Origin of the sequence: Streptomyces sp. NPDC015345, assembly GCF_043078805.1 — a bacterium.
Classification (GTDB): Bacteria; Actinomycetota; Actinomycetes; order Streptomycetales; family Streptomycetaceae; genus Streptomyces.
The window spans coordinates 240,980-259,143 of record NZ_JBIBTX010000005.1 but is presented as its reverse complement, the minus strand read 5'-3'; the positions used below and the strand labels follow the sequence as shown (position 1 = coordinate 259,143).

At 73.2% G+C, this 18,164-nt stretch carries 17 protein-coding genes; 10 read left to right on the top strand and 7 right to left on the bottom strand.

Annotated features, from left to right (window positions below):
• Positions 1 to 26 precede the first annotated feature (26 nt).
• The 4 genes from ACF062_RS22455 to ACF062_RS22440 form a co-directional block, all read right to left on the bottom strand.
• Positions 27 to 1,583, bottom strand: coding sequence for a substrate-binding domain-containing protein (locus ACF062_RS22455; RefSeq protein WP_392140625.1), 1,557 nt, complete (start codon positions 1,581 to 1,583; stop codon positions 27 to 29).
• A gap of 102 nt (positions 1,584 to 1,685) precedes the next feature.
• Entirely contained in the window at positions 1,686 to 3,656 is a 1,971-nt protein-coding gene (locus ACF062_RS22450) for a serine/threonine-protein kinase (protein ID WP_392140623.1), read from the bottom strand.
• A 79-nt stretch (positions 3,657 to 3,735) separates the two neighbouring features.
• Complete coding sequence (locus ACF062_RS22445; protein WP_392140622.1) at positions 3,736 to 4,257, bottom strand: MarR family winged helix-turn-helix transcriptional regulator; 522 nt, start codon at positions 4,255 to 4,257, stop codon at positions 3,736 to 3,738.
• A 14-nt stretch (positions 4,258 to 4,271) separates the two neighbouring features.
• Positions 4,272 to 4,868 carry a type 1 glutamine amidotransferase family protein gene (locus tag ACF062_RS22440; protein WP_392140620.1) on the bottom strand — a complete coding sequence of 199 codons (597 nt, stop codon included), beginning with the start codon at positions 4,866 to 4,868 and terminating at the stop codon, positions 4,272 to 4,274.
• Between the two features lie 151 nt (positions 4,869 to 5,019).
• On the opposite strand from ACF062_RS22440, the gene ACF062_RS22435 reads away from it, so the two are divergent.
• Both ACF062_RS22435 and ACF062_RS22430 read left to right on the top strand, forming a co-directional pair.
• Positions 5,020 to 5,700, top strand: coding sequence for a DUF4956 domain-containing protein (locus ACF062_RS22435; protein WP_392140619.1), 681 nt, complete (start codon positions 5,020 to 5,022; stop codon positions 5,698 to 5,700).
• Positions 5,697 to 6,524, top strand: coding sequence for a VTC domain-containing protein (locus ACF062_RS22430; RefSeq protein ID WP_392140617.1), 828 nt, complete (start codon positions 5,697 to 5,699; stop codon positions 6,522 to 6,524). The genes ACF062_RS22435 and ACF062_RS22430 overlap by 4 nt, the downstream gene beginning before the upstream one ends.
• Here ACF062_RS22430 and ACF062_RS22425 read toward each other — a convergent pair.
• Positions 6,442 to 7,794: a sensor histidine kinase gene (locus tag ACF062_RS22425; protein ID WP_392140615.1), complete on the bottom strand. Its 1,353-nt coding sequence runs from the start codon at positions 7,792 to 7,794 to the stop codon at positions 6,442 to 6,444. The two genes, ACF062_RS22430 and ACF062_RS22425, sit on opposite strands and share 83 nt — an antisense overlap.
• On the bottom strand, positions 7,794 to 8,522 hold the full coding sequence (locus ACF062_RS22420; RefSeq protein WP_392140613.1) for a response regulator transcription factor: 729 nt from the start codon (positions 8,520 to 8,522) through the stop codon (positions 7,794 to 7,796). The genes ACF062_RS22425 and ACF062_RS22420 overlap by 1 nt, the downstream gene beginning before the upstream one ends.
• Positions 8,523 to 8,616: 94 nt before the next feature.
• Between ACF062_RS22420 and ACF062_RS22415 the strand changes: the two genes are divergently transcribed.
• From ACF062_RS22415 to ACF062_RS22395, 5 genes are all read left to right on the top strand, one after another.
• Positions 8,617 to 9,156: a hypothetical protein gene (locus tag ACF062_RS22415; RefSeq protein WP_392140611.1), complete on the top strand. Its 540-nt coding sequence runs from the start codon at positions 8,617 to 8,619 to the stop codon at positions 9,154 to 9,156.
• A 134-nt stretch (positions 9,157 to 9,290) separates the two neighbouring features.
• Positions 9,291 to 10,649 carry an aspartate aminotransferase family protein gene (locus tag ACF062_RS22410; protein ID WP_392140609.1) on the top strand — a complete coding sequence of 453 codons (1,359 nt, stop codon included), beginning with the start codon at positions 9,291 to 9,293 and terminating at the stop codon, positions 10,647 to 10,649.
• A gap of 653 nt (positions 10,650 to 11,302) precedes the next feature.
• A complete protein-coding gene (locus ACF062_RS22405) occupies positions 11,303 to 12,010 on the top strand; it encodes a GntR family transcriptional regulator (protein WP_392140607.1) in 708 nt (235 codons plus the stop codon).
• On the top strand, positions 12,007 to 14,478 hold the full coding sequence (locus ACF062_RS22400) for a dolichyl-phosphate beta-glucosyltransferase (protein ID WP_392140605.1): 2,472 nt from the start codon (positions 12,007 to 12,009) through the stop codon (positions 14,476 to 14,478). The genes ACF062_RS22405 and ACF062_RS22400 overlap by 4 nt, the downstream gene beginning before the upstream one ends.
• 93 nt (positions 14,479 to 14,571) lie before the next feature.
• Positions 14,572 to 15,222, top strand: coding sequence for a hypothetical protein (locus ACF062_RS22395; RefSeq protein ID WP_392140603.1), 651 nt, complete (start codon positions 14,572 to 14,574; stop codon positions 15,220 to 15,222).
• Between the two features lie 91 nt (positions 15,223 to 15,313).
• Here ACF062_RS22395 and ACF062_RS22390 read toward each other — a convergent pair whose 3' ends face one another.
• Positions 15,314 to 16,069, bottom strand: coding sequence for an SLATT domain-containing protein (locus ACF062_RS22390; protein ID WP_392140602.1), 756 nt, complete (start codon positions 16,067 to 16,069; stop codon positions 15,314 to 15,316).
• 303 nt (positions 16,070 to 16,372) lie between these two features.
• Here ACF062_RS22390 and ACF062_RS22385 point away from each other — a divergent pair, with 303 nt between their 5' ends.
• The 3 genes from ACF062_RS22385 (at position 16,373) to ACF062_RS22375 (ending at position 18,039) form a co-directional block, all read left to right on the top strand.
• On the top strand, positions 16,373 to 16,714 hold the full coding sequence (locus tag ACF062_RS22385) for a YbaB/EbfC family nucleoid-associated protein (protein WP_223779124.1): 342 nt from the start codon (positions 16,373 to 16,375) through the stop codon (positions 16,712 to 16,714).
• 73 nt (positions 16,715 to 16,787) lie between these two features.
• Complete coding sequence (gene recR / locus ACF062_RS22380; RefSeq protein WP_125514107.1) at positions 16,788 to 17,387, top strand: recombination mediator RecR; 600 nt, start codon at positions 16,788 to 16,790, stop codon at positions 17,385 to 17,387.
• The gene (locus ACF062_RS22375; protein ID WP_223775860.1) at positions 17,380 to 18,039 is read left to right on the top strand and encodes a DUF5063 domain-containing protein; all 660 of its coding nucleotides are present in this window, start codon (positions 17,380 to 17,382) and stop codon (positions 18,037 to 18,039) included. The genes recR and ACF062_RS22375 overlap by 8 nt, the downstream gene beginning before the upstream one ends.
• The last annotated feature ends 125 nt before the right edge of the window (positions 18,040 to 18,164 follow it).

The following is an 18,164-nucleotide window of genomic DNA, read 5'->3' as shown; positions in this document are numbered from 1 at the left end:
GTCCCGAGTCAGCGGGCCCCCGCCCCTCACCCCGCGGCCTCGTCCCCGCAGATCCGCAGCCCCTCCGGCGTCGCGCACGGCAAGTGGCCATGGGTGCGGATGACGTCGAGGCCGGTGCCGCGCGCGTAGGCGAGGAAGCTGGAGGCCAGGGAGTCCGCGGGGGGCTGCCCGTAGGTGTACGCGTACTCGATCTCGCGGTAGGGGTAGCCGCTCTCCGACAGCTGCTCGACCGACGGCTCGTGGCCGTCCAGGTCGAGGCGGTGCAGGCCCTTCAGCCCCTCGGCGGCGCGCAGTTCGCTGTAGCCGATGGCGCCGGGGATGCGGCCCACCGCGTCCAGGACCTGATCCGTGGAGTCCAGCTCGCACCGCGTCACGGGCACGGACCGGTCGTCCTTGCCCAGGCAGTCGTTGGACGACGCCTTGATCTCGAAGTCGCCGTCAAGGACCCGGCGTTGGAGCGTGTCACGCGTGCCGGAGCTCGACCCGCGGCTCACCAGGACGACGGGCAGGTCGGGGCCGCCGAGTTCCTTCCAGTTGCGTACGTCGCCCCGGTAGAGGCGGCGCACCGCCGGCCGCGTCAGATTGCGTATCGGAACGCGGTCGTTGAGGACCAGCGCGAAGACGGAGACCGCCACCCGTGTCTCGGCCAGACGCGGGAAGCCGTCGGACTTGGGGCCGTCGGAGAAGGTGAGGAGAGGAGGGGAGCCCTTCCCCGTCGTACGGTCTTCGCCGGCGGCCTTCTTCCCCTCGTCGTCCAGTTCGCGCACGCCCGCCGCGCTGCCGTGCGCGCTCACCGCGATGTCGGAGCCCGGACAGTCCTTCTCGTACTTGTCCGCCAGCTCCTCGGCGACCGGTGCGAACGCCGTCGAGCCGAGCACCGTCAGCTCGCCCGTCGCGCACTCGATGGGCGGCGGGTCCGCGTCGCGCAGCACGATGATCGAGGCGAGCGTCACCACGGAGAGGGTGAGCAGGACGGTCAGGAGCCGCGCGGGCCGGGAGAGCAGCGGCGGTTTGTCGTCGGGCGTCGTCGAGCGGTTGGGCACCACCTCGCCCGCCTGGATGCCGCCGGACATGGTGACCTCGCCGCCCACGGGTCCGCCGGTGAGCAGGACGAGCAGCTTGTAGTGCTGGCCCCTGTTGAGCGGGACGCGCGGGATGTGCAGCGTGCTGCCCTCGTACCGCAGGCCCGCGCCCGCCGTGAAGTGCTCCATGAGGTGGTCGGCACCGGTCGGCGCGGTCACGGCGAGGCCGCGGATGGTGCGGCCGGTGAAGATGGCGGTGAGCCCGTGCAGGGCCCGGCCGGTGTAGTCGGAGTCGGACACGGACTGCGAGCCGTCGTTCTCGACGCGCAGCAGGACGAGCGTGGCGTCGGACATCTCGGGGGTCTCGTCGAACAGGCCGAGGCGCGCGTTCGCGCCGCCCGTGCGGACGTTGTCGCCTATGGCCGTGTCCATCTGGACCCGGTAGCCGATACGTTTCCGCCGCGGCACGCGGCGTTCGTACCAGAGCGCGCCGACGGTCGCGAGCAGGCCGAGGACGGCCGTGAGCACGGCGATGGTGTTTTCGGTGCTCAACCACTCCATGGGCGGTGACGGTAGGCGGCCCGCGCGATGCGGGGGCCGCCTTCGCCGGACCGTCGGACGTTGTTCGCCGCGGGTTCAGCCGGTTCAGCCGGACCGGTTGGTTCAGCCGGCCTTGTCGTACGTCAACTCGCCCCTGCCGTCCGTGTTCGCGCGGCGCAGCTTGCCGTTGCCGAGGATCGTCACGACGCTGGGCTCGCCGGGGGTGCAGGCCGACATGGGCTCGCCGACCGTGATCTCGGTGGGGCCGATGTGCAGCCGTTCGTCGGACGCGGATTCCAGCTTGCCCTGGAAGACGCAGCGGTAGGTGCCGCCGCCCTCCAGCGGGCCCTCCGCCGTCAGGGACAGGGTCGTGTCGCCCTTCTCACCCTGCTGGAGGGTGAGACGGCGCGTGTGGTGGCCGTGCTTGTTGTCGAGGCCGCCGGACCACGTGCCGAGGAACTTGTCCGGCACGGCGCCCTCCTCGGCGTCGTCCTCGGTGGAGGGCGACGGGTCGGGGCTCGGGTCCTGGCTGGTCCGGTCCGGTGTCGGCGAGGTGGGGGCCGGGCCCGACGGGTCGCTGCTCGCGGAGTTCCTGGCGTCGTTCTTCTCCTCGCCGCTGTCGCCGTTCATGACGGCGTAGACGGTGCCGCCCGCTCCTATGGCCACTATCAACGCGACGGCGACCAGCGCGGCGGTCGAACGGCCGCTGCGGCGCGGCGGCGGCTCGGAGGGCGGGGCGGGCACGGGGGTGTAGAGGCCGGGGCCGTAGGGCGGCGTGGGGCCGTAGCCGGGCGGGGGCTGCTGGGGGTAGCCGTAGGCGCCGCCGGGCTGGGGGTGCGGAGCGTGCGGAGGGTGCTGCTGGGCGTGCTGGGGGTAGCCGTACGAGGGGGCGCCGGACGGCGGCGCGGGTGGCGGGGCCTGGCCGGCGACCATGGTGGGCAGGTGGTCGAGGGGCGCGGCGCCGGGAGTCCCCGGCGGCGGTGGCGTGGGCGCGCCTTCCGGGGCCGCGGGGCCCGCCTTGTCCGGGCCGGGCCGCCCAGGGGCGCCGTTCTGCGAGGCGTGGCCGTCCTCGGGGCCCTGGGAGGACCCGGCCGCGGCAGCCCCAGCCCCTGCCACGGCTCCGGCACCATCGCTCTTGCCCCCGGCGGGCGACCCCGCGGCCCCCGCCTCGTCCGGGTCCTCCGTGTCCAGCAACCGCACGGCGTGGCGCCCCAGTTGGGCGACGAGCGCACCCGGCAGCCAGGGATCGAGCGTGCGGCCGCCCTCGCTGAGGGTGTCCTGCGCGCCCGTCCGCTCCAGGACGTCGTCGAGGGTGGGCCGGGACGCGGGGTCCTTGCGCAGGCAGAGCGCGATCAGCTCGGCCAGGTTCTCGGGGAGCCCCGAAAGGTCCGGATCCTCCTGCGCGATGCGGAACATCAGGGCGTGCACGCCGCTGTTGGCCGTCCCGAACGGCAGCGCGCCCGACGCCGCGTACGCAAGGACGGAGCCGAGGCAGAACACGTCGCAGGCCGGCGTGATGCGGTCGCCGCGCACCTGCTCGGGCGCCATGAAGCCGGGCGAGCCGACCAGCGCGCCCGTGCGGGTCAGGCCGCCGTCGGTGACCGTCTCCAGGGCGCGGGCGATGCCGAAGTCGATGACGCGTGGGCCGTCGATCGTCACCAGGACGTTCGACGGCTTGAGGTCGCGGTGGACGATGCCCGCCGCGTGGATGTCCTTGAGGGCGTTGGCCAGCCCGGCCGCGAGGATGCTCACGGACCGTTCCGGCAGCGGTCCGTGGTCGCGCGAGACGACGCTCTGGAGCGAGGGCCCGGCGACGTACCCCGTGGCGACCCAGGGGATCGCCGCCTCGGTGTCCGCGTCGAGGACCGGCGCCGTCCAGGCGCCACCGACCCGCCGCGCGGCCCGCACTTCCTGCCGGAAGCGGTTCCTGAACTCTTCCTGTTCGGCCAGCTCCTCGCGGACCAGCTTGACCGCGACCGTACGGCCCCGGTCGGACCGCGCGAGGTAGACCTGCCCCATGCCGCCCGCACCGAGCCGCGCCAGCAGCCGGTACGCGCCGATCCGCTGCGGATCCCCGGCCCCGAGCTTTTCCATCGCCGCACCGACCTCCCCCATTGGTGTGCAACAGAGTGAGGATAGTGCGGCACTACGACAGAGGGAGCCGCCTGGCTCTCTACGGTTCCGTAACGGGTTCCGTATCGGGTTCCGAAACCGGCTCCGTGGCAGGTTCCGCCGCCGGGTCCGAGAGCGCGTCCAGCACCTCGGACAGGCGTTCCAACGCGCGCACCGTATCGGCGAGTTCGCTCTCACCGAGCACCGCCGCCAGCCACCCCGCCAGCTCCGCGTGCGCCGGGTCGATCCTCGCCACCGCCGCCCTGCCGCTCTTGGTCGGGCGCAGCAGTTTGGCGCGGCGGTGCGCGGGGTTCGGCACGTACTCGGCGAGGCCCTTGGCCACGAGGAGGTCCGCCACGCGCTGCACGCTCTGGCGCGTGATGCCCATCGCGCGGGCGATCCCCGCCACCGGCAGCGGCTCGCGCAGCACGGCGCCGAGCACCTGCCACCAGGCGGCGGTGAGTCCCGCCGGCCGGGCCAACTCCTCGGACTGTGCGAGGAACTGGCCGTTCAGCCGGAAGACGGTGAGGGCGGCGCGGCTCAGCAGGTCCTGCTGGGCGTGGCGTCGCGTGTCGTCGTTCATCTGCCTTGCCCCGCCTACGCGTTCAGCGTCTCGTACGCCGCCGGGTCCGAGTCGTGGAAGAGGCGGTACCACGCGTCGAGCTTCTCGCCCTCGAAGACGTCGCCGAGCCGCCCGAAGATCTCCCGCGCGAACGCGACCGGCTCGGTCGGTCCCGCCGTGATCAGGTCGCCGTCGGTGACCGCGTCGGCCTCGGTGTACCGCTCGCCGCCTTTGTAGCCGGAGGCCGCCAGGTACGTGGGCGCGGCGCTGGTGTGCGCGCGGTCGTCGAGCAGCCCCTCGCGGGCGATCCCCGCCGTGGCGCCGCAGATCGCGCCGACCGGCACGCCCGCGTCGAGGAACGCGCGGGCCGTGCGGGCGAACGGCGCGAGGTCGTCGCCCGTGTCCCACAGGTCCGCGCCCGGCAGGATCAGCAGCGAGCTGTCCTCGGGGCGCAGTTCGGACAGGGACAGGTCGGGCTGGACGCGCAGGCCGCCGATGGAGACGACGGGGGCGGCCGACGGGCCGACCGTGCGGATCTCGTAGCCGACGCGGGCGAGCCACGCCGTGGTGTGGCCGGTCTCCCAGTCGGCGAAGGTGTCGTAGACGGCCAGGTGCACGGGCTTGCGGGACATGCGTGCCTCCGGGAAGCAATGTACGTGAGCGTGTACGTCAGCATGCTGTCGAAAAGGCAGCATGCTGTCAATAGCTCAGAGATCGGTCCCGACAGGTTCGTTAACGTCCGGCAGGGGCGGCCTTAACCCGGCCCTCCCTACCGTCCCGGTCATGGACAGCACACTGACCCTCAGCGCCCACCTCGGACTCGACCTGGCCGCCGTCGCGCTGCTGACCTTCGGCGTCTTCTATCCGCGGCACCGCAGGCGCGAGCTGGTCCCGGCGTATCTCGCCCTGAACGTCGCCCTGTTCGCGGTCGTCGCGGGGCTCGGGACGGTCGGCGGCGACGGCGGACTCGCCCTCGGCTTCGGGCTCTTCGGGGTGCTCTCGATCGTGCGGCTGCGCTCCGACGCGTTGCAGCACCAGGAAGTCGCGTACTACTTCATCACCCTGGTGCTCGGCCTGCTCTGCGGCCTGCCCGCGCTCAGCCTGCCGGTCGCCGCCGGGCTCTCGGCCGTGCTGCTCGTGGTCATGTACGGCGCCGACCACCCGCGCCTCTTCGCGTACGACCGACGGGCCGTGGTCACGCTGGACGCCGTGTACCGCGAGGAGACCGCCCTGCGCGCGGAGCTGGCGCGGCGCCTCGGGGAGCCGCTCGGCTGGACGGTGCGGGAGGTCGACTACGTACGCGACCTCATGGTCCTGGAAGTCCGTTTCCGACAGCCGGAACCTTCGGTACGGTCCGGGGAGTTCTTCCGGAAGACGGCCCGACGTCCCCACGAGGAACCGCAACGACGACGCACGACCCGGTCCCGCACGATCGCCCCCAGCCACCCGAAGGAGACCGTGTGAACCCCGCCGTACGCGCCATCGGCCGCGCCGCGCTCGCCGCGCACCCCATCGCGCTGGACGAGGTGAACGCCCGGGCGGAGCTGCTCGCCCGCTACGACAACAGCTATCTGGTCCCCGTCGAGATCTTCGAGGACCTCGCCTCGCTGCTGACCGACCCCCGGCGGGCCGGCGGCCCCTTCCGGGCGCTCAGCATCGGCGGGAAGCGCTGGTTCCGGTACCACTCGACGTACTACGACACCCCTGACCTCGGCACCTTCCACGACCACCGGCAGGGCAGGCGGCTGCGCTACCGCATACGGGAGCGGGTCTACCGGGACAGCGGGGAGCGGCAGTTCGAGATCAAGCTGAAGAGCGGGCGGGGCGAGACCGTCAAACACCGCCAGCGGCTCGAAGCCGAGGACCACGCCCTGGACGAGGCGCGGCAGGGCTTCCTGGCCGGGGTGCTGAGGGGCTCGTACGGAATTGAGGCCCCGGAGGGACTCACCGCCTCACTCGTCACCGACTACCAGCGGGCGACGTTCGTCGCCGACGGGCAGCGCATCACGTGCGACGCCGGTCTCGTCGTACGGGACACCCTGACGGGGCGCACCGCCGCCGCCGACAGCGGACTCGTCCTCGTGGAGACCAAGACCAAGGGGCACCTGACCGACGCCGACCGGGTGCTGCACCGCTTCGGGGTGCGGGCGGCGGAGTTCACCAAGTACTGCGGGGGATACGCGGCGGTCCGGCCCGAGCTGGGGATCAACAAGTGGGCGCGGGCGGTGCGGACGGCGTTCCCGCGCCCGGGGTTCCCGTCTCCGGTGCGGGAGGGAACGTCAGCGTGACCCGGGCGCCGTCGGCCGTGCTCGCCGCCTCGAAGCGGCCGTTCGCCTCCTGAGCGGTGCGGCGGGCGATGTCCAGGCCGAGGCCCGTGGAGCCCGCGCCGCTGGTGCCCCGGTCGGGGGAGGCCGTGTCGGGGAAGCCGGGGCCCTCGTCGGCGACGGTCAGCTCCGCCTCGCCGGAGGCGGTGCGGCGGACCGTGACCGTGAAGGGCGTGCCGTGGGGCGTGTGGTCGAGGACATTGCCGATCAACGCGTCCAGGGCGGCGGCCAGTTCGTCGGCCGGTACCGGCACCGGGACCTCGTGGGCGGGCGTCGTGGTGCCCGTCGCGCGGTCCTGGTCCTCCGCCAAGGGCGCCCAGAACGCGCCCCGTTCACGCGCCACCGCCGCCAGGTCCGCGCGCGGCGCCTCGCGCAGGGGGCGCCGCGCCTTGCGGATCACGTCGTCGACACTGTGCTCAAGGGCGGCGACGTCCGCCGCGATGCGGTCCGCCTCGTCCGGGTCCCGCAGGGTCTCCGCGTCCAGGCGCAGCGCGGCGAGCGGGGTGCGCAGACGGTGGGCGAGATCGGCGGCGTTCTCCCGCTCGGCGGTGAGCAGTCCGTCGATGCGGGCCGCGAGGCGGTTCAGCTCGCCCGCGATCAGGCGCAGCTCGGGCGGGCCCTCCGGGGTGGCCCGCGCCGTCAGGTCACCGGCGGCCAGCCGGTCCGCCGTACCGGCGAGGCGGCGGGTGGCCCCCACCAGCCGGGCGCCGAGCCGGTCGGCCAGCAGCAGCCCGAGGAGTACGAGGCCCACGCCGATGCCCGCGAGGACCAGCCAGGAGGCGAGCGTGCCCGCGTACAACTGGCTCTCTGTGAGCGTCACTTGGACCACGGCTGTGCCGTTCTTCGCGCCCTGCACGGGGACCAGGACCAGACGGCCGCCGGACTCGGGTTCGTAGGTGAAGGCGCGGCCGGTGCGGGCGAGGCGGACCGGGGCGGTGGCGGCGGCGCCCCGCTCGACGCGCGGCCCGATGACCGTGTCGTCGGCCAGGATCAGCGAAGTGCGGGGCAGGTCCTTGCCGTTGACACTCACCACCGTCTGCTCGGCGGTCTCGCGCTCTCCGGCGGTGGCCAGCGCCGGGCCCAGGGCGTGGGCCACCCACTGGGCGCGTGCGGTGGCCTCGGCCGTGGCGCGGTCGGCGGCGTGGGTGCGGGTCAGCAGGGTGAGGGGGACGAGGAGGGCGGTGAGGACGAGCGCCGTGGTCGCCGCCGTCAGGAGGAGGAGGCTGCGGCGCATCAGTCCGGGGCCCCGGGATCGTCCGGTGGTGGCTCGTCCGGAGGCGGCTCGTTGGGGGGTGTCAGCTTCACGCCCACCGTGCGGACCGTGTGCAGATAGCGCGGGCGCTGCGCCGTCTCGCCCAGCTTGCGGCGGAGCCAGGAGAGGTGGACGTCCACCGTCTTGTCGGCGCCGCCCAGCGGCTGCTGCCAGACCTCGGCGAGCAGTTCGCGGCGGGAGACGACCTGGCCGGGGCGGCGGGCGAGATGGGCGAGGAGGTCGAACTCGCGGGGCGTCAGGTCGATCGGCGCGCCGTCCAGGGTGACGTCGCGCGCCGCCGGGTCGACGCGCAGACCGCCGACGCACAGGGGCTCCTCGGTCTCGCTCACGCCGAGCCGCCGCAGGACCGCCTTGACGCGGGCGTCCAGTTGGGCGGCGCCGAAGGGCTTGACGATGTAGTCGTCGGCGCCCTGCTCCAGGACGGCGACCATCTCCGGCTCGTCGTCGCGGGCCGTCGCCACGATGACAGGCACGTCGCTGACCGCGCGCAGCATCCGCAGGACCTGCGCCCCGTCGACGTCCGGCAGGCCCAGGTCCAGGACCACCAGGTCGGGCCTGCTGGTGACGGCGGCGTCCAGGCCCGCCATGCCGCTGGGCGCGGTGGCCACCGCGTGCCCCCTGTCGCGCAGGGCCCGTACCAGCGCGCCGCGGAGCTGGGGGTCGTCCTCGACGACGAGAAGATGCGCCATACAACCACCGTAGTCAGGGCCGGGATGCGGGCTGTGCCGGGGGCTTGTCGGGGTCTTAACCGGGCGTTAGGAAACGATGCGGCACAGTGGCGGGATGAGGAAGTGGCGGAGCGCCGTCGTCACGGCGGCGTGGGTGGCCGTGGGTACGGCGGCGGGGGCGCTGGGCGCGTGGCAGCTGGCGGGGGCGGACAGCCGGGGCGACGTGGCGCACAGCCGCCCGCTGGACGAGGCGGCGGTGCGGAGGGCTCTGGCGAAGGCGTCGGAGTCACCTGCGGCACCGGAGAGGTCCCGTGGCGGCGACTCCGCCCCACCGCGGAAGCCCACCGGAAAGCCCACCGGGAAGCCCACCGGGAAGCCCACCGGGAAGCCGTCCGCTCCCGAGCGGTCCACCGTCCGGTTCACCGGCGGCGCGGCGACCGTGGAGTGCCGCGCGGACGGCACCGTCTTCCTCGTCTCCTGGAGCCCCGCCGACGGGTTCCACATCGACGACGACGTGGAGCGCGGCCCCGCGGCGGTCGCCCGCCTGGAGGCGGAGCCCGGTGACGACGACGAGCGGGACGACCTGCCGTACGAGATCCGCTGCACGCCGGAGGGTCCCCGGGCGAAGGTGACCGCGGACACGGACGAGGACTGAGCCCGGGCCCGTGGCGGCCCCGCGGGAGAGCGGTGGTCGGCCCGGGGCCATGCGACACAGTGTCGGGTTCCGCTTCGCAGGCCAGACAGGACGCCCATGTCGTGTCCGGTGGGCGGACATTTACCCTCGGGCCCATGACCCCTCAGCCGAACCCGCAGGCCGGTGCCGCCGTGAAGGCCGCGGACCGCGCACATGTCTTCCACTCCTGGTCGGCCCAGGAGCTCATCGACCCGCCGGCCATCGCCGGCGCCGAGGGCTCGTACTTCTGGGACTACGACGGGAACCGCTACCTCGACTTCACCAGTGGCCTCGTCTACACCAACATCGGGTACCAGCACCCGAAGGTCGTCGCCGCGATCCAGGAGCAGGCGGCGACGATGACGACGTTCGCGCCCGCCTACGCCGTCGAGGCCCGCTCCGAGGCCGCACGCCTCATCGCCGAGCGGACCCCCGGCGACCTGGACAAGATCTTCTTCACCAACGGCGGCGCCGACGCCGTCGAGCACGCCGTCCGCATGGCCCGTCTGCACACGGGCCGCGCGAAGGTGCTCTCCGCCTACCGCTCGTACCACGGCGGCACCCAGCAGGCCATCAACATCACCGGTGACCCGCGGCGCTGGGCCTCCGACACCGGCTCGGCGGGCGTGGTCCGCTTCTGGGCGCCGTTCCTCTACCGCTCCCGCTTCTACGCGGAGAACGAGCGGCAGGAGTGCGAGCGTGCCCTCCAGCACCTGGAGGACACCATCACCTTCGAGGGCCCGCAGACCGTCGCGGCGATCATCCTGGAGACCATCCCCGGCACCGCGGGCATCATGACGCCGCCGCCGGGCTACCTCGCGGGCGTCCGCGAGATCTGCGACCGGTACGGCATCGTCTTCATCCTCGACGAGGTCATGGCGGGCTTCGGGCGGACCGGCAAGTGGTTCGCCGTGGACCACTTCGAGGGCGTCGTACCGGACCTGATGACCTTCGCCAAGGGTGTCAACTCCGGTTACGTCCCGCTCGGCGGCGTCGCGATATCCGGCGCGGTCGCCGAGACCTTCGCCCGGCGCCCCTACCCGGGCGGGCTCACCTACTCCGGCCACCCCCTGGCCTGCGCCGCCGCCGTCGCCACGATCCACGTCATGGAGGACGAGGGCGTGCTCGACAACGCGGCCCGGCTCGGCGCGGAGCTGATCGGCCCCGGCCTCGCCGACCTCGCCGAGCGCCACCCGAGCGTCGGCGAGGTGCGCGGCCTCGGCATGTTCTGGGCCCTGGAACTGGTCAGGAACCGGGAGACCCGCGAGCCGCTGGTGCCCTACAACGCCACGGGCGAGGCGAACGCCCCCATGGCGGCGTTCGGCGCCGCCGCGAAGAAGAACGGCCTGTGGCCGTTCATCAACATGAACCGCACGCACGTGGTCCCCCCGTGCACCATCACGGAATCCGAGGCCAAGGAGGGCCTCGCGGCCTTGGACGAGGCTTTGACGGCTGCGGACGAACACGTGGCGTAGTTCTCTCGTGAGGGGGCGCGGCCCCCTCGGCCCCCGTGCCCCCGCCGCGTGCTGGGCGGGCTTTGATGCGGGGTGAGCACATGGCGTCGGCCCGCCCTCGCGGGTCGGCGCGCTCCCGTCCGCCCCCGTGCGCCCCGCGCCCCGCCCGCCTCAGGCTGGGTGGGGCCTGCCCTCTGCGGGAGAGGGCGTGGCGCAGGTCCGCCGCCGCGAGTCGGCACACGGCCCTTCACCCCGGGGCGCGCCGCGCGGCGTCACGCTGGGCGGGGCCTGCCTCCTGCGGGAGAGGGCGTGGCGCAGGTCCGCCGCCGCGAGTCGGCACAGGGCCCTCCGCCCCGGGGCGCGCCGCGCGGCCTCAGGCTGGGTGGGGCCTGCCCCCTGCGGGAGAGGGCGTGGCGCAGGTCCGCCGCCGCGAGTCGGCACAGAGCCCTCCGCCCCGGGGCGCGCCGCGCGGCCTCAGGCTGGGCGGGGCCCTGACCGCCGCGGGCGAGGGCATGGCGTAGGACCGACCCCGAGTCACCATGTCCGCCGCCCCTGCCAGGCCCCCGCGGAAGAGCCGCCGCCGGGCCGGCGGTGGTGTCACCGCGTAGTCTGACGTGCTCGTAAGCGACCACGAGCGACGACCACGTCAGACCCCGCGGGGGAGGCCCACCACCATGCCCGGACCCGACGGCCCCGCCGTCATCCGCAGCACGCTGCGCCAGCAGATCGCCGACGCCCTCCGCGACGAGGTCCTGGCCGGCCGTCTGGAGCCGGGGCAGGAGTTCACCGTCAAGGAGATCGCCGAGCAGTACGGCGTCTCCGCGACCCCGGTCCGCGAGGCCCTGGTGAACCTCACGGCGCAGGGCCTCCTCGACGCCGACCAGCACCGCGGCTTCCGCGTCCACGAGCACACGCTGGAGGACTACCGCGGCATGCTGGAGGCCCGCGGCCTGGTGGCCGACGGCATGTTCCGCGAGCTCGTGGCGGAGGTGGCGGAGGGCGGGCCCCGCGACGACCTGGCCGACGCCCTGCTCTCCGTACGCCGCCGCGGCGAGGAGGCCGCCCGCGCGGCCTGCGCCGGCGACCTGAACGTCCTGATCGGCTACGACCTCCGCTTCTGGCGCGAGCTGAGCGCCCTCTTCGGCAACCCCCACCTCTCCGACTTCCTGCACCGCCTGCGCGTGAAGTCCTGGGTCTGCGCCGTCACCCATCTGCGCCGCTGGAGCGAGGGCGGCGGCGGTGACCTGCGCGGCGCGCTCTGGTCCCGGCACACCGAGCTGGTCGACGCCCTGGTACGCCGCGACCCGGCGGACGCCCACGCCATCGTCAAGGAGTACAACGCCCACTCCCTGTCCCTCATCGAGCGGCTGGCCGCCGCATGAGCACGGACAGCCGCGTGAGCGCGGACATCGGCACCGCCATGGGCACCGACCTGACGGTCGTCGTCCCCGCGTACAACGAGGAACGGCGGCTCGGCCCCACCCTGGACGCCATCCGGGAGCACCTGGACGCCTCGGAACAGGGCGTCTGGGAGCTGATCGTGGTCGACGACGGCTCCACCGACCGCACCGCGGAGATCGCCGCCGAGGCGGCCGCCGCCGACCCGCGCGTCCATCTGCTGCGCGGCGAGCGCAACCGCGGCAAGGGACACGCCCTGCGCCGCGGCGTCCTCGCCTCCTACGGCCGCCGCGTCCTGATCACCGACGCCGACCTCGCCGCGCCGATAGAGGAACTCGGCCACCTCGACAAGGCGCTCGCCGAGGGCCCCGCCGCGGCGATCGGCTCCCGCGCCCGCCCCGGCGCGACCATCGGCGCCCACCAGCACCGCCTGCGCGAGCTGCTCGGCCGCACCGGCAACTTCCTCATACGCTCGGTCGCCGTCCCCGGAATCCGCGACACCCAGTGCGGCTTCAAGCTCTTCGACGGCGACCGTGCCCGCGAGGCCTTCGCCGCGTCCCGGCTGCGCGGCTGGGGCATAGACGTCGAGATACTCCAGTACTTCCGCCGGGCGGGCTGGCCGGTCGCCGAGGTGCCCGTGCGCTGGTCCCACCAGGAGGGTTCGAAGGTGCGCCCCCTGGACTACGTGAGGGTCCTCGCCGAACTGACCGCCCTCAAGGCCCGCGCGGTCCGCCGCGCCGACCTCCTGGTCACGCTCTGCTTCCTGGCCCTGTCGTTCGCCCTGTACTCGGGCCGCTGGACGTCACCGGACCACCGCTACCTGATCGACTCCATGCAGGACCAGAACCAGTGGGAGTGGTTCTTCGCGGTGACGGCCGAGAACGTCCGCCATCTCGACAACCCGCTGTTCACCACCCTCCAGAACTTCCCCGACGGCGTGAACCTCATGGCCAACACGGTCATGCTCGGCCTCTCCGTCCCCCTGGCCCCCGTCACCTGGCTCTTCGGCCCCGCCCTCGCCCTGAACGTGGCGATGACCGGCGGCCTCGCCGCCACCGCCGTCGCCTGGTACTGGCTGATCGTCAAGCGGCTCGTCCCGCACCGGGGCGCCGCCGCCGTCGGAGCGGGCCTCGCCGCCTTCGCGCCCCCGATGATCAGCCACGCCAACGCCCACCCGAACTTCATCGTCCTGTTCATGATCCCGCTGATCATCGACAGGGCGCTGCGGCTCTGCGAAGGCACCCGGGTCGTCCGCGACGGCGTCATCCTCGGCCTCTGCACGACGTACCAGATCTTCCTGGGCGAGGAGCCGCTGCTGCTCGCCGCGCTCGGCATGCTGCTCTTCGCCGCCGCCTACGCCGTCGTACGCCGGGACGTGGCACGCACCTCCTGGCGCCCGCTCGCCCGCGGCCTCGGCATCGCCCTCGCGGTCACCCTCCCCCTGGTCGCCTTCCCCCTGTACTGGCAGTTCTTCGGCCCGCAGAGCTACAAGAGCGTCCTGCACGGCGACCACGCGAACAACAGCCCCCTCGCCTTCCTCTCCTTCGCCGAGCGCTCGCTGGCGGGCAGCAAGGACACCGCCGACGCCCTCGCGATGAACCCCACCGAGCAGAACGCCTTCTACGGCTGGCCGCTCATCGCCCTCACCTTCGCCATCGTCGTACGGCTGTGGGAGCACGCGGTGGTCAAGGCGCTCGCCGCCACGGTGCTCGGCGCCGCCCTGCTCTCGCTCGGCCAGAAGTTCCGCGTCCCGCTCACCGACGTCGTCCTGCCGGGACCGTGGGCGCTGCTCTCCGACCGGCCGCTCTTCGAGTCCGTCATCGAGTCGCGCGTGGGCATGGTGTGCGCCCCGGCGCTCGGCATGCTCCTCGCGCTGGCCCTCGCCCGCCTGCTGGCACCCCGGCCCGCTCCCGCCTACGAGGGTCTGGGCGCCGCCCGGTACGCGGGCCTCGCGGCCGTCGCCGTCGCCCTGCTGCCGATCCTGCCGGCGCCGCTGAAGGCCGTGGACCGCGTGGAGGTGCCGCCGTACATCGCGCAGGGCACCTGGCGCGACCACCTGGGGAAGGACGAGACGCTCGTACCGATCCCCGTGCCGGACGCCGCCCACGCCGAGGCCCTGCACTGGCAGACCACCGCCGGCCTGGGCTTCCGGCTGCCCGGCGGCTACTTCAACGGCCCCTGGGGCCCGGACCGCGTCGGCATCTACGGCCCCTCGCCCCGCAACACCTCGAACCTCCTGCGCCAGGTCAGCGAGAGCGGCCGCATCCCGCAGGTCACCCCCGCCTGGCGCGCGGCGGCCCGCGAGGACCTGAAGTTCTGGAAGGCGGGCGTCCTCGTCCTGCCCCCGCAGCCGAACGACGGCCAGCTGCGCACGACCGTGGACGCACTCGTCGGCCGCCCGGGACAGTGGGTGAACGGCGTGTGGGTATGGGACCTGCACGGGGGCAGCTAGCGCGCCCTGGGCACGACTACGCTGCCTGCACGCGAGGCAACGCACGGCTGCGTACGACGCACGTACCGTCCGACCTGACCCGAGGAGTCCTTCTTGGCCTGCGACCTGTGGCTGGTCCCGCTCGTCGATGTGTTGTGCCACAGTCCCGACAACCCCTTCGCGGAAGAACTCGCCGTCTACGACAAGGCGCTGCACGAGGCGGGTTTCCCGCCGGTCCCCGTCTTCTCCTACATGCCGGGCCTGTCCGGTGACGTCGCCCCGGTCGCGGGCTTCGACTACGACGCGCTGCACTTCCTGCGCCGCGCCTACCTCCTGCGCATCTGCGGCCTCGAGGTCACGCCGGTCGACGAACTGGGCGGCGACTACGAACAGTTGCTGGAGATGTTCGACGCCACGGCCCAGCAGTCGCACCTGGTCTGGCACTACGACCACGCGGGTGCGTACGTCCCCGTGGACTTCCCCGCGCCGCTGTCCAACGAGGAACTCCTGGCGGGCGGCGGCCCGTTGGGTTCCTCCCAGGCGCTCCTGCGCGAGCTGGAGTTCGTGGCCCCGTCCATCGGCATCGACCCGGCGAACCCCCCGGTGGCCCCGACCCCCCCGGCGGCTCCCACGTCCCTGGAGGAGCCGGCGGCCCCGATCCCTCCGGACGAGAGCCCCTACGCCAGGGAGCGCCACGTCTGGCTCGGCCTGCACGCGGCCACGACCCGGAGCCTGGCGCAGGGATCGATGATCATCTATAGCTGAGCACGCTGGACGAGGAGCCCGTCCGGCGATTGAGGACGAACTCGGCGAAGCCGGTGACCGGCGGCAACTGTCACCGGCGGCGCCGCAGCCGCTACCTCGGTTCCGGCGGCCGCTGCCTCGGCATGTTCGGCCGCGCCCCCGGCGGCAGCGGAAACCGGCCGGGGGCGGCGGGCGTCTCCCGGGCCGGGACGCCGGGGGCCATCGACCGCATGACCAGCGGCACGGGCCCCGCCCGGAACTCCACCATCCAGTCCGACGTCTCCGCCCGCACCAGCTCCGTCACGTCCTCGGAGAACTTCCGCAGCACCCCGAGGCACCGCTCGGCCGCCTCCCCGGCGGTGCCCTCCGTGGGCCCGAGCACCTCCCGCACGCTCTCGGACGCCCAGTCGAACTGGAGCGCCTGGAGCCGCCGCTGCACGGCCTGCGCGGTCGCCACGTCCCGCATCCACCCGGACGTGAGCCCGAAGAAGCGGTCACACCCCACACACGCCGCCCCGGCGAGCAGCGAGACGAACCCCCACGTGGCGACGCCGCTCACGGCCCCCGCCAGATCGAGCAGCGGCAGCACCCCCGCGCCCACGGCGCCCAGCGCGGCGCCCGCCCGCAGCAGCCGCGCCCCGCGCCGCTTCCAGCCCCGGTCGGTGAGGTACCACTCGGCGGTGTCCAGCGCGCCCCGCTCCACCCACCGGTAGAGCTCGTCGAGCCGCGCGGCGGGCTCGCCCCAGTCGCCGTGCGGGAAGGCCCGCCCGGTCAGGTCCCCCAGCCGCTGCCCGCCCCCGCCCGGACCGGCCCCCGCACCCTGCCCTTCGGGGGGCACCCCCTCGGGCTGCATCTCCGGCTGGCTCACCCGGCACTCCTCTACGAGATCCCTGACTTTTCCCTGGCTGTTCACTGCGGCCTTTTCCCTGCGGCGGCGCGACATCCCGTGCCGATGGGGCTGGCTCAAGTCCTACCGCCCAATGGGTGGCCAAGGGCCCGGTTTCGCAGCTTTTCCGCCTGGAAGAGGTGCTTGATCAGGTATAGGAAGACGGCGACTCTCACTCGAAAGAGTGCTGGGGCGACGGCACCCCCGACCACGTAGGCTCGTTTCAGGCGGATACCCCGCCCGTTGTACCCGCTCATCACACCCGTGAGAAACCAGGAGCTGATCGTGATCCCCGGTGGTGGCCAGCCCAACATGCAGCAGCTGCTCCAGCAGGCCCAGAAGATGCAGCAGGATCTCGCGACCGCGCAGGAGGAGCTGGCGCGCACCGAGGTCGACGGCCAGGCGGGCGGCGGCCTCGTCAAGGCGACGGTCACCGGCTCCGGTGAGCTGCGCGCCCTGGTGATCGACCCGAAGGCCGTCGACCCCGAGGACACCGAGACGCTGGCCGACCTCGTGGTCGCGGCCGTCCAGGCGGCCAACGAGAACGCGCAGACCCTCCAGCAGCAGAAGCTGGGCCCCCTTGCCCAGGGCCTCGGCGGCGGAGGCATCCCGGGCCTTCCCTTCTAAGAAACCCCTCGGCCATCTACCGTACGTAGAGAGTCGGCACCGTCCCTTACGGACCTTGAGGAAAGGCGTTCCGTTGTACGAAGGCGTGGTTCAGGACCTCATCGACGAGTTGGGCAGGCTGCCCGGCGTCGGTCCCAAGAGCGCGCAGCGGATCGCCTTCCACATCCTCCAGACGGAGCCCACGGACGTGCGCCGCCTGGCGCACGCCCTCCTTGAGGTGAAGGACAAGGTCCGCTTCTGCGCGACCTGTGGGAACGTCGCGCAGGAAGAGCTCTGCAACATCTGCCGCGACCCGCGCCGCGACCTCTCGGTCATCTGCGTCGTGGAGGAACCGAAGGATGTCGTGGCGATCGAGCGGACCCGCGAATTCCGCGGGAAGTACCACGTCCTCGGCGGGGCGATCAGCCCCATCGAGGGCGTGGGCCCGGACGATCTGCGCATACGGGAACTCCTCGCGCGCCTGGCGGACGGCACGGTCACGGAGCTGATCCTGGCCACCGACCCGAACCTGGAGGGCGAGGCGACGGCGACGTACCTCGCCCGCATGATCAAGCCCATGGGCCTGAAGGTCACCCGCCTGGCCAGCGGGCTCCCTGTCGGGGGAGATCTGGAATACGCGGACGAGGTCACCCTGGGCCGCGCTTTCGAGGGGAGACGACTCCTAGATGTCTGACGCCACGCTGAACACCGTGACCGACAATCCGGACGACTTCGCGGTGCAGATCTCCGATCAGATCGAGAGCTTCATCGTCTCGGTCCGTGAGGTCGCGAGGGGCGCCGAGCCGGACTCGGCGATCCCCTTCCTGCTCCTGGAGGTCTCCCAGCTGCTCCTCGCCGGCGGCCGCCTCGGCGCGCACGAGGACATCGTCCCCGAGGAGCGGTACGAACCGGACCTCGGCCCCGAGCAGGACGTGGACGGCCTCCGTGAGCGCCTCGCGGAGCTGCTGGCCCCCATCGACGTCTACTCCGAGGTCTTCGACCCCTACGAGCCCCGCAAGGCCCCCGTGCCCGCGCGGATCTCGGACGACCTCGCGGACGTCGTCGCGGACCTCTCCCACGGCCTGGCCCACTACCGCGCGGGCCGCACGACCGAGGCCCTGTGGTGGTGGCAGTTCTCGTACTTCTCGAACTGGGGAGGCACGGCGTCCGCCGCGCTGCGCGCGCTCCAGTCCCTGGTGGCCCACGTCCGCCTGAACCAGCCCCTGGAGGACCTGGACGGCCTGGACACGGACGAGGACCTGATGGAGGACTCGCTCGCCGAGGAGGCGGGCAAGGTGATGGCGGAGGAGATCGCGGGGCCGCTGGGCCTGCGGACGGTCAAATAGGCGTATGTGACCCGCCCCACTTTCCGGAGTGCAGCGCTCCGCAGCGGGCATGTGCCCAGCCGAGCGGCCGGAACGTACGACCCGACAAGCGGGAACGTATGCCCGTGGTGATCACCTCGTGAGCG